Source organism: Streptomyces sp. NPDC050842, from assembly GCF_044456565.1.
Lineage (GTDB): Bacteria > Actinomycetota > Actinomycetes > Streptomycetales > Streptomycetaceae > Streptomyces.
In genome coordinates this window covers 15117-29814 of record NZ_JBITGA010000001.1, presented here as the reverse complement: position 1 = coordinate 29814, position 14698 = coordinate 15117, and the positions used below count along the sequence as shown (strand labels likewise).

The 14698-nt window shown below is 72.5% G+C and carries 17 protein-coding genes; 9 read left to right on the top strand and 8 right to left on the bottom strand.

From position 1 onward, the window contains the following. Positions 1-58: 58 nt before the first annotated feature. Positions 59-1120, top strand: coding sequence for a DMT family transporter (locus tag ACIBG6_RS00155; protein WP_399220170.1), 1062 nt, complete (start codon positions 59-61; stop codon positions 1118-1120). A gap of 30 nt (positions 1121-1150) precedes the next feature. On the opposite strand, the gene ACIBG6_RS00150 is transcribed toward ACIBG6_RS00155, so the two are convergent. Continuing rightward, positions 1151-2485, bottom strand: a complete 1335-nt coding sequence (locus ACIBG6_RS00150) for an aminotransferase class I/II-fold pyridoxal phosphate-dependent enzyme (protein WP_399220169.1) — start codon at positions 2483-2485, stop codon at positions 1151-1153. 23 nt (positions 2486-2508) lie between these two features. Between ACIBG6_RS00150 and ACIBG6_RS00145 the strand changes: the two genes are divergently transcribed. Both ACIBG6_RS00145 and ACIBG6_RS00140 read left to right on the top strand, forming a co-directional pair. Continuing rightward, positions 2509-3249, top strand: a complete 741-nt coding sequence (locus ACIBG6_RS00145) for a pyridoxamine 5'-phosphate oxidase family protein (protein ID WP_399220168.1) — start codon at positions 2509-2511, stop codon at positions 3247-3249. 17 nt (positions 3250-3266) lie between these two features. Next, positions 3267-3911 (top strand): FMN-binding negative transcriptional regulator, encoded by a 645-nt coding sequence (locus tag ACIBG6_RS00140; protein ID WP_399220166.1) that lies wholly within the window; start codon positions 3267-3269, stop codon positions 3909-3911. A gap of 14 nt (positions 3912-3925) precedes the next feature. On the opposite strand, the gene ACIBG6_RS00135 is transcribed toward ACIBG6_RS00140, so the two are convergent. From ACIBG6_RS00135 to ACIBG6_RS00125, 3 genes are all read right to left on the bottom strand, one after another. Then, on the bottom strand, positions 3926-4900 hold the full coding sequence (locus ACIBG6_RS00135; protein WP_399220165.1) for a DMT family transporter: 975 nt from the start codon (positions 4898-4900) through the stop codon (positions 3926-3928). Positions 4901-5080: 180 nt separating this feature from the next. Continuing rightward, positions 5081-6118 carry an EamA family transporter gene (locus tag ACIBG6_RS00130; RefSeq protein WP_399220164.1) on the bottom strand — a complete coding sequence of 346 codons (1038 nt, stop codon included), beginning with the start codon at positions 6116-6118 and terminating at the stop codon, positions 5081-5083. A gap of 41 nt (positions 6119-6159) precedes the next feature. After that, positions 6160-6840, bottom strand: a complete 681-nt coding sequence (locus tag ACIBG6_RS00125; RefSeq protein ID WP_399220163.1) for a Clp protease N-terminal domain-containing protein — start codon at positions 6838-6840, stop codon at positions 6160-6162. 196 nt (positions 6841-7036) lie between these two features. On the opposite strand from ACIBG6_RS00125, the gene ACIBG6_RS00120 reads away from it, so the two are divergent. Next, positions 7037-7261: a hypothetical protein gene (locus ACIBG6_RS00120; protein WP_399220162.1), complete on the top strand. Its 225-nt coding sequence runs from the start codon at positions 7037-7039 to the stop codon at positions 7259-7261. 68 nt (positions 7262-7329) lie between these two features. After that, on the top strand, positions 7330-7758 hold the full coding sequence (locus ACIBG6_RS00115) for an SRPBCC family protein (RefSeq protein WP_329624615.1): 429 nt from the start codon (positions 7330-7332) through the stop codon (positions 7756-7758). A gap of 77 nt (positions 7759-7835) precedes the next feature. Here ACIBG6_RS00115 and ACIBG6_RS00110 read toward each other — a convergent pair whose 3' ends face one another. Then, the gene (locus tag ACIBG6_RS00110; RefSeq protein ID WP_329624614.1) at positions 7836-8462 is read right to left on the bottom strand and encodes a PadR family transcriptional regulator; all 627 of its coding nucleotides are present in this window, start codon (positions 8460-8462) and stop codon (positions 7836-7838) included. A 196-nt stretch (positions 8463-8658) separates the two neighbouring features. On the opposite strand from ACIBG6_RS00110, the gene ACIBG6_RS00105 reads away from it, so the two are divergent. Both ACIBG6_RS00105 and ACIBG6_RS00100 read left to right on the top strand, forming a co-directional pair. Next, entirely contained in the window at positions 8659-9156 is a 498-nt protein-coding gene (locus ACIBG6_RS00105) for a pyridoxamine 5'-phosphate oxidase family protein (protein WP_399220161.1), read from the top strand. A gap of 69 nt (positions 9157-9225) precedes the next feature. Then, positions 9226-9795, top strand: coding sequence for a GNAT family N-acetyltransferase (locus ACIBG6_RS00100; protein WP_399220160.1), 570 nt, complete (start codon positions 9226-9228; stop codon positions 9793-9795). On the opposite strand, the gene ACIBG6_RS00095 is transcribed toward ACIBG6_RS00100, so the two are convergent. Continuing rightward, positions 9773-10147 (bottom strand): hypothetical protein, encoded by a 375-nt coding sequence (locus ACIBG6_RS00095; RefSeq protein WP_399220159.1) that lies wholly within the window; start codon positions 10145-10147, stop codon positions 9773-9775. The two genes, ACIBG6_RS00100 and ACIBG6_RS00095, sit on opposite strands and share 23 nt — an antisense overlap. Positions 10148-10295: 148 nt before the next feature. Between ACIBG6_RS00095 and ACIBG6_RS00090 the strand changes: the two genes are divergently transcribed. Beyond that, complete coding sequence (locus tag ACIBG6_RS00090) at positions 10296-11105, top strand: PhzF family phenazine biosynthesis protein (protein ID WP_399220158.1); 810 nt, start codon at positions 10296-10298, stop codon at positions 11103-11105. Positions 11106-11184: 79 nt separating this feature from the next. Here ACIBG6_RS00090 and ACIBG6_RS00085 read toward each other — a convergent pair whose 3' ends face one another. Both ACIBG6_RS00085 and ACIBG6_RS00080 read right to left on the bottom strand, forming a co-directional pair. Continuing rightward, entirely contained in the window at positions 11185-11967 is a 783-nt protein-coding gene (locus ACIBG6_RS00085; protein ID WP_399220157.1) for a CPBP family intramembrane glutamic endopeptidase, read from the bottom strand. A gap of 149 nt (positions 11968-12116) precedes the next feature. Next, positions 12117-13616 carry a glutamate--cysteine ligase gene (locus ACIBG6_RS00080; RefSeq protein ID WP_399220156.1) on the bottom strand — a complete coding sequence of 500 codons (1500 nt, stop codon included), beginning with the start codon at positions 13614-13616 and terminating at the stop codon, positions 12117-12119. A gap of 482 nt (positions 13617-14098) precedes the next feature. Here ACIBG6_RS00080 and ACIBG6_RS00075 point away from each other — a divergent pair, with 482 nt between their 5' ends. Next, positions 14099-14689: a hypothetical protein gene (locus ACIBG6_RS00075; RefSeq protein ID WP_399220155.1), complete on the top strand. Its 591-nt coding sequence runs from the start codon at positions 14099-14101 to the stop codon at positions 14687-14689. Positions 14690-14698 lie beyond the last annotated feature (9 nt).

Sequence of the window (14698 nt, the reverse complement as noted above, 5' to 3'; positions counted from 1 at the left end):
GGGAGGGGTCGAAGAATTCTCGCTTGTTCTAAGAGGTGGAGGCCGTCACCCTGAGTGCATGAGCCCCGCAGCCCCGCACTCCGCGTCACCCTCCCGCTCCGCTTCCCGGCGCCCCTCCCCCACCGGCTCCCCCGCCGGCTCCCCGCGCGGCGCCCGGCTGCTCGACTGGCGCGTCCGCTTCGGCGTCCTGGCCCTCATATGGGGGTTCAGCTTCCTCTTCATCAAGGTCGGCACGGAGGGCTTCGCGCCCTTCCAGGTGACGTTCGGGCGCCTGCTGTTCGGTACGGCGGTGCTCGCCGTCGCCCTGGTCGTGAAGCGCGACCGGCTGCCGCGCGGCGCCCGGGTCTGGGGCCATCTGACGGTCGCGGCCTTCCTCCTCAACGCGCTGCCGTTCTCGCTCTTCGCGTACGCGGAGCTGACGATCCCCTCGACTCTGGCGGGCATCTGCAACGCGACGACCCCGCTGTGGGGGATGCTGCTCTCGCTCGTCGCACTCTCCGAGGACCGCCCGACCCGGGTGCGCGCCGCCGGCCTGGGCATCGGCTTCATGGGAGTGCTCACGGTGCTCGGCGCCTGGCAGGGCTTCTCCGGGCTCGACGTGACCGGCACGGCGCTGGCCCTGCTGGCCTCCTTCAGCTACGCGGTGGGCTGGATCTACGTCCGCAGGACACTGAGCGACACGGGCGTCTCGCACCTCTCGCTCGCCGGCTCGCAGGTGGGCGTCGCGACACTCCAACTGGCCGTGGTCACCCCCCTGTTCACCTCGATGCCGGAGTCGGTGGAGGTCGTACCGCTGCTCGCCGTGATCGCGCTCGGCGCGCTCGGCACCGGATACGCGATGCTGCTCCAGTACGGCGTCGTGGCGGAGGTCGGCCCGACGACGGCCTCCATGGTCACGTACTTCATCCCCGTCATCGCCACAGCGGCGGGCGTGGCCGTCCTGGACGAGCAGCTCACCTGGAACACGCCGGTCGGCGCGGTGATCGTCCTCGCGGGCGCCGCCCTCACCCAGACCCGCGCCTCCCGCCGTACGACTCCGACGACACCGACGCCGACGCCGGCCGCCGCAGCGGCTCCAGCCCCAGAAGCGGCACCGACCCCGACGGCGACACGCCTCTGAGCACGGTCGACCGCAGCCGACCCCTCCCCCTCACCCGTAACTCCGCGCGGGCGCCGGCCCCGCCGCCCGCGCGACGGCCTCGGCGAGGGCCTCGACGTCCCCGACGGTCAGGCCGGAGACGGTGACCCGGACGGCCGGCCCCGCACTCATCCGGAAGCGCGCGCCCGGCGCCACCGCCCATCCCTCGGCCACGAGCCGCGACACCGCGCCCGTCTCGTCCGCGACCGGCACCCACACGTTCATGCCGCCGCGCCCGTGGGCCTCGATCCCCCGCCGGGCGAGCGCCCGCACCAGACCGTCGCGCCGCTTCCCGTACGAGCGGGCGACGACGGCCGGGTCGACCGCCTCCGCGGCCCAGAGGTGGGCGACGGTCCGCTGGAGCAGTTTGCTGACCCACCCGGGGCCGAGCCGCTGCCGCCCGAGGACCCGGTCGACGGTCTCCGCGTCCCCGGTGAAGGCCGCGATCCGCAGGTCCGGCCCGTACGCCTTCGCGACCGAGCGCACCAGAGCCCAGCGGTCGGTGACCCCGGCGAGGGGATGGAGGGGCTGCGCGACGATCCCGTGCCCGTGGTCGTCCTCCACGAGCAGGACGTCGGGGTGCGCGGCGAGGACCCGCCGCAGCTCCCGCGCCCGCTCCTCGGTCACGCACGCCCCGGTCGGGTTCTGCGCCCGGTCGGTCACGATCACCGCCCGCGCCCCGTCGCGCCGGATCGCCCGCTCGACCTCCTCCGGCAGCGGCCCCTCGTCGTCGACGGCGACGGGCACCGGCCGCAGGCCGAGCGCCGGCACGAGGTCGAGCAGGCTTCCCCAGCCCGGGTCCTCGACGGCGACGGCGTCTCCGGGCCTGAGGTGCGCGGCGAGCACCCGCTCGATGGCGTCGAGGGAGCCCGAGGCGACGCCGACCGGCCCGGCGGGCACGCCGTCCGCGTCGAAGGCGGCCCGCGCGAGCCGCCCGAACTCCTCGTCGACGGGGGCCTCTCCGTACATGCCGGGCCGCTCGGCGTAGCGCCGCGCGACCTCGGCGAAGGCCTCGCCGAGCGGTGGCAGCAGCGCGGGGTCGGGGCTTCCGTTGCTCACGTCCCGGACCCCGGCGGGGGCGTCCACCCGGATCGAGCCGCGCGCGGTCGTGGCGGGCCGTGGCCGCACCCGGCTGCCGCGCCGGCCGTCCGTCTCGATGACCCCGCGCTCGCGCAGGGTGCGGTAGGCGGCGGCGACCGTGTTGGCGTTCACGCCCAGTGTCAGCGCCAATTCCCGCATGGGGGGCAGCAGTTGCCCGGGCTCCAGGGCACCCGTGCCGACCGCGCGCTCGACACTGGCGGCGATCTCCGATGCGCGACGACCTTCGATCCGATACTCTCCTAGCACAAACATGAGTATGCACTAGTGCAATGGAGTTCGCAATGACCGCCGCCGCCGACACCACCGAGACGACCGAGACGACCGAGCCCACCGAGACCGAATCCGAGACCGCCGACACCTACGCGCCGACCGACCGGACCGTCCCCACCCGCAACCGCGACCGCGCGTCGTACGACAAGGCCCTCGTCCACTCGATACTCGACGAGACCTCGATCTGCCACCTCGGCTTCGTCCGCGACGGCGCGCCGGTCGTGCTCCCGACGCTCTACGGCCGTGTCGGCGACCGGCTGTACGTCCACGGTTCCACCGGCTCACGCCCCCTGCGCGCGGCGGGCGACGGCGTGAAGGCCCCCGGGCTGCCCGTCTGCCTGACGGTGACCCACGTCGACGGTCTCGTGCTCGCGCGCTCCGCCTTCCACCACTCCCTCAACTACCGCTCGGTCGTCGTCCACGGCATCGCCCACCAGGTCACCGACCCCGAGGAGCTCCGCACCGCTCTCGACGCGCTCGTCGACCACGTCGTCCCGGGCCGCTCCCTCGACTCGCGCCCGGCGAACGCCAAGGAGCTCGCCGCCACCGCCGTGATCCGGCTCGACCTGGACGAGGTCTCGGCGAAGGTCCGCGCCGGCGGCCCCAACGACGACGCGGAGGACCTCGGCCTCCCCTACTGGACCGGTGTGGTCCCCGTACGCACGGTCCACGGCACCCCGGTCCCGGCCGACGACCTCGACCCGGCCGTGGCCCTGCCCGACTACCTCTCCGCGCTCTGAGGACGGGAGCACCCACGATGCTGATCCACCCGTGGGACGCGGCCCACGACGACGGCGAGTGGCGCGACTGGCTCTCCCGCCACGACTTCGGCCAGCTCGCCGTCAACGGCCTGCCGGGCGACCCGCCGTGGGTGCAGCCGATGCACTTCCGGTACGAGGACGGGCCCGGCCCGTACGGGCGCGTCCTCGCCCACCTGGCCCGGCCCAACCCCCTGTGGCGAGCGCTCGAAGCACAGCCGACGGTGCTCCTGAGCGTGGTCGACGACTACGTCTTCGCGCCGGGCCCGTGGACGGCCCCCGCCGGCACACCGCCCGAGCACGGGACCCCGACCTCGTACTACGCGGCCGTCCAGCTACGGTGCACGGCGCGTGTGATCGACGACCCCGCGGAGAAGGCCGAGCTCCTCAACCGCCAGGTCACGCACTTCCAGCCGGACGGCGCCACCGCCGTCGCGGCCCCTGGAGAGGCCCCGTTCGGCCGCCTCCTCTCGGGCATCCGCGTCCTGAACCTGGAGGTGACCGAGGTGCGGGCCAAGTTCAAGTACGCGGGCAACAAGCCGCAGGACGTCCAGGACCGGATCGCGGACCGGCTGGCGGAGCGCGCGGGCCCCGGCGACCTCGCCGCCCGCGCCCACCAGCTGCGGCGGCGCCCCGCGAGATAACCGGGGGCCACGCCCTACACGGCTACGGACTCCGCAGCCTCCTCCCGCCGCCGAACCGCCGCCGTCCTCGCCTCGGCGAAGGCGAGGCCCGTGACGGCGGCGAGCAGCAGCAGGGTGCCGAGGACGATCGCGGCCGTGAGCCGCTCGCCCAGCAGCGAGACCGCGATCAGGGCCGCGCTCACCGGTTCGAGGAGCATGATCACGGAGACGGTGGCGGCCCGGACGACGGCCGCCCCGGCGAAGTAGAGCGCGTACGCGAGGGCGGTCGGCACGGCCGCCACGTACACCAGCAGGAGCACGACCCGCATCGGCGATCCGGTGTGCGGTACGAGCCCCTCGGCGGCGGCCGACGGCAGCAGGCCGACCGCTCCGATGGCGAAGGCCCACGTGGTGGTCGCCAGGGCGTCCGTGGCTCCGCCGTCGCGCCCGAGCCACCGGGTGAGCAGCGTGATCGCGGCGTACCCGGACGCCGCAACGACCGCGAGGATCACACCGAGCGGCCGCACCTCCGCGGCCCCGCCGCCCAGGACGAGGACGGCAAGCCCCGCGAGCGCCCCGCCGGCGGCGAGGAGCCCGCCGCGGCCGAGGCGTTCGCCCATGGTCAGCCGGGCGCCGACGGCGATGAGAACGGGCCCCGCCCCCAGGGTGACGACCGTGCCGACGGCGAGGCCGGTGTCCTGGACGGCCGCGAAGTACGCGCTCTGGAAGACGTTGAGCCCGATCCCCGTGCCGAGGATGCGGGCCGTCCGCCGGCCGCGCGATTCCCCGGCCGTACGGGCGACGGCGCGGCGGGGCCGCAGGGCCAGCGCGCCGAGCAGCAGGACGAGCCCGCCGACGCAGCGCCAGAAGGAAAGGGCCAGCGGGCCCATGTCGCTGACCCGGAAGATCAGCGAGGCGGCGGCTCCGGCCGTGCCCCAGGCGATCCCGGCGACGATCAGATAGAGGAGGCTCCGCCCGACGGGCAGGGCGGATTCCGAGGAGTTCGGCACGTGAGTTCTCCGAGGAGGAAGAGGGAAGGGTGGTCGCTCGGCTCCGCGCGCGGGCAGCGACGAACCCCTCGGGGGCGGAGTTCCGCCCACCCGAGCCGGGTCCTCGTCGGGAGATGTCGCCGCGCGCGCTAGACGGTGGGCGGCGGCAGCAGAAGTGCGATCACGTGCATGAGCGGCACGCTAGGGGGCGGTCCGCCCGGCCGGCAACTGCTTTTCGCCCGAGTCCTTCTCGCCCGAGCCCTCCTCTGCCCGCCCGACGGCTCCCGTCCCGGCATCGCCCGCGGAGGTCGCGACGGGATCGGACGGCGGCGCCTTCGGCGTCGAGGACTGCGCGATGAAGGCCCCGACCAGGACCAGCGCCCCGCCGAGGATCTGCGGCGCGTCCAGGTGTTCGCCGAGCAGCACCCAGGCCAGGACGGTCGCGACGACGGCCTCCAGGCAGGCCACGACGCCCGCGACCTGCGGAGAGAGCCGACGCACGGAGATGACGCCGGTGACGTACGCGAGGACCGTGGCGATCAGCACGATCCAGCCGAGCAGCAGCCACGCGGGGACGCTGCTGCCGTCCATGTCGGCGCTGCCGCCGAGGATCGCCCAGTCCATGCCCCACGGCCGGGCCACGACGGTGAGGACGAGCGCGCCGATGAGCAGCCCGTACGCGATGACGCCGAGCGGATCGGCCTGCTCGGCCTCGTCGGCCCCCTGGTCGGAGAGGACGAAGTAGCCGACCTGGCAGCAGGCGGCGGCGAGCGCCAGAAGCAGGCCGACGAGGTCGAAGGTCAGCCCGGACCAGACCTGGACGACGCACGAGAGGCCGCCGACGGCCAGGACGACGCCGAGCGCGGCGGCGCGGGTGACGGGCCGGCGCTGGACGAAGCGGACCCAGCCGAGGACGAGGGCCGGGGCGAGGTACTCGATGAGCAGAGCGACACCGACGGGGATGCGGGAGATCGAGGCGAAGTAGAAGGCCTGGACACCGGCGACGGCGAGCAGGCCGAAGCCCACGAGGAGGGCGGGTTTGCGGCGCAGGAGGTCCCGGTGGCGCCAGGCCACGGGGAGCATGACGAGCGCGGCGCCGGCCACCCGGAGCCACACCACGTGGAGCGGGTCGAGTCCCGCCTCGATGAGCGGCTTGGCCGCCACTCCTGAACCACCGAATGCGAAGGCCGAGGCCAGGGCAAGTCCCAGGCCGGCGCTTCTCCCCTGAGACGCGTGCATCGGGTCATCATGACAGGACGCGGTCAGGTGCGTAACCCCCGTTACACCTGTTGAGACGGCTCCTCACCGAAGGCGTCGATCCGACCACCGATACCGGGGTCGACGCGGGCCTCGACACTCTCGTCGATACGCGCGACCAGCGCGACCGGATCGACCCCGGCCCGCCGCAGCACCTCGACGGCCCGGCTCTCGGGGTCGACGGCGACACCGACGAGCAGATCGAGCCCGCGCGCGCGTTCGTCCCCGCGCCCGGCGGCCCGCCGGAAGGCACGCTCCAGGGCGGCGGCGGCAGCGGGCGACCAGCCGGACGCCCGGCCGTCGCCGTCCTGCGGCTCGACCTCACGCGGCTCGACCTCACGCGGCTCGGCCGCCCGCGGCTCGGCCTCGCGTACGGCGGGCAGGAGGCGGCGGGCGCCCGTGTCCTCGACGGAGCGCTGCCAGCGCAGGCCGTAGCCGATGGACCGCTGGGCCAGGTAGCCGAGCACGCGGGCGAGCTGATGGCCGCTCTCGAAGACGGCGCCGACGTCCGGGTCCGACTCGACGAGCGAGTGCAGGAGGTGCGCGGTGTCGATCTGGCGGTCCCCGTCCCGGAGGGCCCTGCGGCGCGCGCCCGTCACGGCGGTCGCGAGCGACGGCGTCAGGAAGGACGTGAGCGACGTGAGCTCGGCGCGGGGGGCGGCGGGCTGCCGGAGCGGCTGCGGGAGGGGAACAGGACGGTGCACCCTTCCACCTCATCAGGCCGGGGCGGCCGGAACATCACCGGGGAGAAGCATGTCCGCATCCCACCGGAGTTGGGCACAGGCGCACGGTTCCTCCTCCTTACGGAGGAGATTGCCCGCGTTCGCCTCCGGGGGCGCGCGCCGCCTTGCCTTGCGCCCCCGTTGCAACCGCAGGCCCGTTGCCGTTCGTCCTCCGATCGTGTTCTGGATGGTGGCTCTGCTCGCGCGCGACGGACGGCAGTACGTCTACCGGGTGTACGCACCCCGGGAAGCACTGCCCGCCGACCTGTTCTGGGCCGCGTTCCACTGCCACGAGGAGGACGGGGCGCCGCGCGCCTCCGACTGCTTCGACTCGGCCGAGATCTGGTGGATCGGCGACGGCGCGGGACCGGCCGCCGCAGAACTGACGGTTCATCAGTATTGAATGTTCACGCCCACCCGGCTACGTTCCGCGACACCGGAACCAGTTGGCACGCCAGAAGGGGTGGTCGCATGGCCGAAGTCAGCGCGGAGGCACGGATCGAGGCGCCGGCCGGAAAGGTCTGGGCGCGCCTCACGGACTTCTCCTCGCACGGCGAGTGGAACGCCACGCACACCAGTTTCCCGAACGGCGGCCCGGCGACCCTGGAGACGGGCGCCACCTTCACCGAGAACATGAAGCTGATGGGCTTCCCCGCCGAGGTGCTCTGGACGGTCGAGGAGCTGGAGACCGAGCGGGCGTTCGCGATCAAGGGCAAGGGCCCGATGGGTGTGATCGTCACCACGCGCTACTCGCTCGCGACGGACGGGGACGCGACGACGCTGCGGATCGACGGCGGGTTCACGGGCGCGGCGGTCTCCCTCATGGCGGGGAAGCTCAAGGACTCGGCGACGGCGGCGCTGACGGAGTCGCTCCGCAAGCTCTCAGGCCTGGTCGCCTGACCCGAAAGCACAGGAAAGGGCCCCGCGGCATACAGCCGCGGGGCCCTTTCCCCTACTCACCCTCAGCCCTCGTCGACTCAGTCCTCGTCGGCCAGGATGAGGTACAGCTTCTTGCGGGCTTCGTTGATCACGCCGACCGCCTTCTGCCGCTGCTCGGCGCTGCCGGTCTTCCAGACCTGCCCGAACGCCTCCATCAGACCGAAGCCGGCCTGCCGGATCTCGTTCACGGCGTCCCAGTCGACGCCGCGCCCCGCCTCCTCCCACGGGGCCTCCGGGCCTTCCTCGGCCTCGGCGCGCCCGGTGTCGGTGAGCGTGAACAGCTTCTTGCCGCCCTCGCTCGCGCTGGTGATCAGCCCCTCGTCCTCCAGCATCTGGAGGGTGGGGTAGACCGAGCCGGGACTGGGCTTCCAGGCCCCGTCACTGCGCTCGCCGATCTCCCGGATCATCTCGTAGCCGTGCATGGGGCGGTCCTTCAGGAGCGCGAGGATCGACGCACGGACGTCACCGCGCCGCGCCCTTCCCCGACCGCCGCCACCGCGGCCACGACCGCCGAACCCGCCCCCGAAGGGCCCACCGCTGCCGAAGCCGGGCCCGAACGGCCCGAACGCGGCCCGTCGCCCCTCGAAGTCCCCACGAGGTCCGGGGCCGCAGGCCCCACGACCGGCTCCGTGTCCGTTTCCGTACTCGTGTCCATGTGAACGCATCGCAACGCTCCTTCCATCGAGATTCCATCGTTGAACTGTCGCGATGCCTCAACGATATATCGGAACTGTTCGCTGAGCAAGAAGCGATATCCGTGTGTCCTTTGGCGAGCGAAACCGGGGCCGCCCTAGGGTGGAGGGGTTCTGGAGGGGTTCTGGGGGGACGCCGGGGGGCGACCGCGAGAAGGTGGATGCGACCATGCAGCCGAGCGAGATCACCGAGATCCTGAACCGTCCGGCCAGCCAGGAACTCCTGGCCCGCGACCTCACCCGCCTGGCCTACGTGGCCCAGGACGGCACGCCCCGCGCCATCCCGATCGGCTTCGCCTGGAACGGCACGACCATCGTCATGTGCACCCCGAAGAACGCGCCGAAGCTGCCGGCCCTGCGCCGGAACCCGGCTGTCGCCCTGACCATCGACACCGAGGTGCACCCGCCGAAGATCCTGCTCATCCGCGGCACGGCCGAACTGGACGTCGTCGAGGGCATCCCTGACGAGTTCCTCCAGACGAACAACACGTACGAGATGACGCCCGAGCAGCGCGCCACATGGGAGGCCGAGGTCCGCTCGCTCTACGACGGCATGGTCCGGATCGTCGTGACCCCGACGTGGGCGAAGCTGATCGACTTCGAGACGACCCTCCCGAGCGCGGTCGAGGAGCTGATCCAGCAGCGCGAGGAACGCCGACGCACCTGACCGCCGGGGTCACCCGAGGGACCCCACCCCCACTCCCAGGCCCACCGGCGGCATCCCCACACTCCTGCCATGATCACGACCATGACCACGGCCACGACCGGCGACAACGCCCTCCTCTACACGCAGCTGGTGACCCCCGACGCCGCCACCGACGCACTCGTCTCGGCCCTCACCGAGTGCTGGACCGAAGTGAGCGACGCCGGCGGCGCCGCCGGATTCCCCTTCCCACCGGTCGACCCCGCCGAGGTCGCCGCATCGGTCGACCGCATCGTCGCCGACCTCGACCCGGCAAGCAGCCGCCTCGTCGTCGCGACCCTCGACGGAACCCTCGCGGGCTGGCTGAACCTCCGCCGCGACCCGCATCGCCTCGTCGCGCACTGGGGCACGCTGCACCACGTCCAGACCCGCCTCCGGGTACGCGGACAGGGCATCGGAGCGGGCCTGGTGCGGCAGACCCGGATGATCGCCCGCGACGAGATGGGTCTGGAGCAGCTACGGCTCGCGGCGCGCGGCGGCGTCGGCCTGGAGGAGTTCTACGGCCGCCTCGGCTGGCAGGAGGTCGGCCGCTGGCCGGGCGCCCTCCGGCTGGCCCCCGGCGACGACCGCGACGAGGTCCTCATGGTCCTGGCACCCCTGTGACCGCACCCGCCGCTTCCCGCCGCCGCGCCCGTGCGGCCCGTACCGCGCGCACCGCGCGAGTGATCCCCCACCCCAGCAGCCACGGCAGCACCGTGATGCCGAGGACGTACACCAGGAGATAGCCCACGAGGTCGTCGGTACGGAGCGACTTGCCCAGCGGCATCACCATCGCGATCGCGGAGACCGTCACCGGCAGCAGCGGCAGCAGCACCGACCACAGCCGCGCCCGCGGACCGGGCCGGAACGCGCACCACACCCCCATCCCGCCCATGGCGAACGGTCCGAACGGCACCCACAGCACCACCGGAACGAAGAACAACGCCCACCAGTCGTCCGAGTACCCGAACATCATCGAAGCCCCCCGAGGTCTGCGGTCCGAAGTCCGCCGACAGTCCCACTCGGGGACGCCGGACAGCCCGGCGCAGTTCTCCGTCGGACCGGTCCAGTTCTCCGCGATTGGCCTTGGTCCACGCGTTTCCGCACCTTGTACGGTCAGCGGCATGCGGATCCGAATCGTCGACGCCTTCACCCACCAGCCCTTCTCCGGAAACCCGGCCGGAGTCCTCCTCCTCGACTCCTTCCCCGAGGACACCTGGCTCCAGAAGGTCGCGGCGGAGGTCAATCTCTCCGAGACGGCCTTCGCCCACCCTCTCCCCGCCGGCGGCGAGGCGGACTGGGCCCTGCGCTGGTTCACCCCGACCACCGAGGTCGACATGTGCGGCCACGCCACGCTCGCCACGGCCCACGTCCTGCACACCACCGGCACCGCGAGCGGCACCGTCCGTTTCGCCACCCGGTCGGGCGTCCTGGGCGCCACCGCCGCCGCGGACGGCACCATCACGATGGACTTCCCGACCTCCTCCCTCACTCCCCTCCCCGTCCCCGACGGCCTGGAGAAGGCGCTCGGCGCCGAGGTCGTCGCCGTCCACGACACGGCCGCGCACGTCGGCGACATCCTCGTCGAGCTCCGCGACGAGGCCACCGTGCGCTCCCTCACGCCGGACTCCGCCGCCCTCGTGAGCCTCGCCACGCGGGGAGTCATCGCCACCGCTGCCGCGGACGACCCCGACAGCGGCTACGACTTCGTCTCCCGCTGCTTCTTCCCCGCCGTCGGCATCGACGAGGACCCGGTGACCGGCAGCGCCCACACCGCGCTCGCCCCCTACTGGTCGGCCCGCTTCGGCCGTGACGAGCTCACCGGCTTCCAGGGCGGCGCCCGCACCGGCCTCGTCCGCACCCACCTGCGCGGCGAGCGCACCCTCCTGACCGGCCACGCCGTGACGGTCATCGAGGGCGACCTGCACGCCTGACGGCAGAGAACCAAAGGGGTGAGGGGCGTACGGCTCAAGCCGACACGCCCCTCACCCCTCCCCCACGTCCTTCATCCCGTCACCCGGTAGGCAACCAGCCCACCTTGCCCGCCAGCAGCCCGTATCCGACGAACGCCACGATGTCGAGCAGCGCGTGCGCCACGACCAGCGGCCCGACCCGCCCCCAGCGCCGGTACAGCAGGACGAAGACGACGCCCATCACCACGTTGCCGAGGAATCCGCCGATCCCCTGGTAGAGGTGGTAGGAGCCGCGCAGCACCGAACTCGCGACGAGGGCCGCCATCGGAGTCCACCCCAACTGCCCGAGTCTGCGCAGCAGATATCCGACGACGACGACCTCTTCCAGGACGGAGTTCTGCACCGCCGAGAGGATCAGCACCGGATACTTCCACCACACCTCCGGCAAGGACTCCGGCACCACCGTGAGGTTGAACCCGGTCGCCCGCGCCGCGAGGTAGAAGGCGAGCCCCGCGCTCCCGATCCCGGCCGCGACCAGCGCCCCTCGCCCCAGGTCGGGCCAGGGCCGGGTCCGGTCGAAGCCGATGGCCCGGAGCCCGGCGCCCTCCCGCAGCAGCAGATGGGCGACGAGGACGACCGGTACGAGCGCCGAGGCGATACCGAAGAGCTGCCAGGACAGGTCGAGCCACGGCCGCCCCGGCGCGTACGAGCCGTTGAGCGTCGCCGCCTGCTCCTTCAGCGACCCGGGCCTGGTCAGGGATCCGATGAAGCTGATGAGCGACGACAACGCGCTCGCGCCGAGCGAGAGCGCGAGCACGATGAGGGTCTCGGACCGCAGCAGTCTCCGCGGCAGGCCTCCGGGGGGCAGGGAAGCGTCCCTCACGTCTTGCTCCGACACCACACCTGTCTCCACTTCCCGGTCGTGGGCCCATGCCGTTCCGGCAGTCGCGTCCCGCCTCGACTACCTTGACATGATCACCCATGCCCGGGGATGCCGCCCCGGACCGCCGCCCGGAGCGCGCGGGCCAGGCGTCAGCCGATCCCCACGGGCCAGGTGTGCACCGGCTCGCCCTCGTGCATCAGCGTCCGGTAGCGGCGGGTGGTCGCGGCGAGCGCCGCCTCCCGGTCGAGGCCCGAATCCAGCGCCTGGTGGAAGGTGTCGGCCTGCCAGGAGGCCCCGTTCACCTTCCGCAGACAGCGCTGCTCGATCACCCCGAGGTAGAAGTCCCGGTCCGCCGGCTCGATGTGCCAGGCGTCCAGTCCGGCCGCGGCGAGCGGCAGCAGCTCGTCGAGGACGAGACGTACCGCCGGCAGGGTCGCGACGCCGCCGGCGCGGCCCGATCGGGGCCAGCGCAGCTCCGCCTCGATGCCGTGGCGGCAGGCGGTGTCGAAGTTGGCCTCCGCGTCCTCGAAGGCCATCCGCTTCCAGACCGGCCGCGGTTCGTCGGCGAGCGAGCGCACGAGCCCGTAGTAGAAGGCCGCGTTCGCGATCACGTCGGTCACGGTCGGCCCCGCGGGCAGGACCCGGTTCTCCACCCGCAGGTGCGGGACCCCGTCGACCCAGCCGTACACGGGCCTGTTCCAGCGGTAGACCGTGCCGTTGTGCAGGACGAGTTCCTGGAGCTTCGGCACACCGCCCTCGTCGAGGACGAGCAGCGGGTCCTCCTCGTCGCAGATGGGGAGGAGGGCGGGGAAGTAGCGGAGGTTCTCCTCGAAGAGGTCGTACACCGAGTCCACCCACCGCTCCCCGAACCAGGTGCGCGGCCGGACGCCCTGGGACTGCAGCTCGGGCGGCCTGGTGTCGGTGGCCTGCTGGAACAGCGGCGGCCGGGACTCGCGCCACACCTCACGGCCGAAGACGAAGGGCGCGTTCGCACCGAGGGCGATCTGGACGCCCGCCACCGCCTGCGCCGCGTTCCAGACGGCGGAGAACCTGGCCGGCGTGACCTGGAGGTGCAGCTGGACGGAGGTGCAGGCGGCCTCCGGCACGATCGACTCCGAGGTGCACAGGAGCCGTTCGACTCCATGGATGTCGAGGGTGAAGTCCTCGCCCCTGGCGGCGAGGATCTGGTTGTTGAGGAGCGCGTAGCGGTCGGCGGCCGACAGGTTCTCGAAGACCAGGTCGCTCTGGGCGAGCGTGGGGAGTATGCCGATCATGACGACGCCGGCGTCGAGTTCCGCGGCCTTGCGGTCGGCATATCCGAGCCCGGTCCCGATCTCCTCGGCGAGCCGGTCGAATACCCTGCCGCCGAGCCGGTGGGGAGCGATGTTCACTTCCAGGTTGAACAATCCGAGTTCCGTCTGGAAATCGGAGCTCGCGATCCTTTCCAGAACCGGCGCGTTGAGCATCCGGGGCAGCCCGTCGGCACCGGCGAGATTGAGTTCGATCTCCAGACCCATGAGATTGCGGGGCCGGTCGAACCTCTTCTCCGCCAGCAGCCTCGCGAGCCCCGCGAGACACTGCTGGAGCTTTCTCCGGTACTGCTGTCGGTCGGCCGGGCCGAACCCGTCCGCATCGACCTTCTCCCCCATCGAAGCCGTCCCTCCCACCATGGGCGGCCGCGACGACGGCCGCGCGTCACGGACCATGATGCCCACCTCGCTGATCCACAACGCCTGCGGAACGGGGCCGCCGGAGGATAGGCTGGAAGGAGCTCTCCACAGGCACATTCCGAAGGCATGACACGTTCGACATATACCAATGTCCTATTGTCTCGTGACGGAGGATCACAATTCAGCCGTCCGGCCCGGCGAGGAATACGCAGGTGAGCGCCGCGCGGCCGTCATGATTCCGCTTGAACAGCCCCCGGAATAAGGCCTGATGAGGCCTTGCCAGGAATATCGGCGCCGTCTAGCGGAAACACTCTGTGAACACGTGTCGTATAAACTCCGCGGACGAGGCAGAGTGTTGGTGCCCGGTCATGGCCCCATGGCCCCTCTCTGGCCGCGCCGCCGACAGCGCCGTCGTACCTGCCCACGCATCACCGTGTCTCCTGAGTGAGAGGCGACCCACCATGCTCCGACCCTCTCCGGCCCCCGCGCCGGCCCTCCGCAGTGTTCTCGCGGCCCTCGGCTCACCGACCGCCGTCCGCGAGGCCCGAACTCCCGCCCTGCGGGCCGCGCAGGGACCACTGAGCCCCGAACTCCCGTTGCCCGTACACGTCCTCGGCGTCACGGGAGCACCTGGACGGTCGCCCCGCACCCGGCTCGTCGGCTGGCGGTTCCTGATCCGGAACGGGGAGCGGGCGATCGCCGCCGCGGACACCATGCTCACCCCGGACGGCTGGACCTTCTCGCACTTCTTCGAGGGGCCGTACGTCACCGCGACGGAACGGGCCCTGCTCCAGGCCGAGGCGCTGCCCACCCCGTACCAGCCCCGGCTGCTCTCCGTACCCGAGCTCTACATGCTGACGCTCTGGCTGCACGCCGAACCGGAGGCGGACGGCACGACCGACGCCCCGGCCGCGGCCGATCTCCTGGTGCCCCTGGCCCCCGCGCCGCCGGGGATCGCGGCCCACCGGCCCTACCAGGTCGCCGATCTTCTGCCCGTGCTCAGTACGCGTCTCGCGCCGCCGCCCCTCCTGGGCTCGGCGGCGCCCGCCTGATCCACCCCG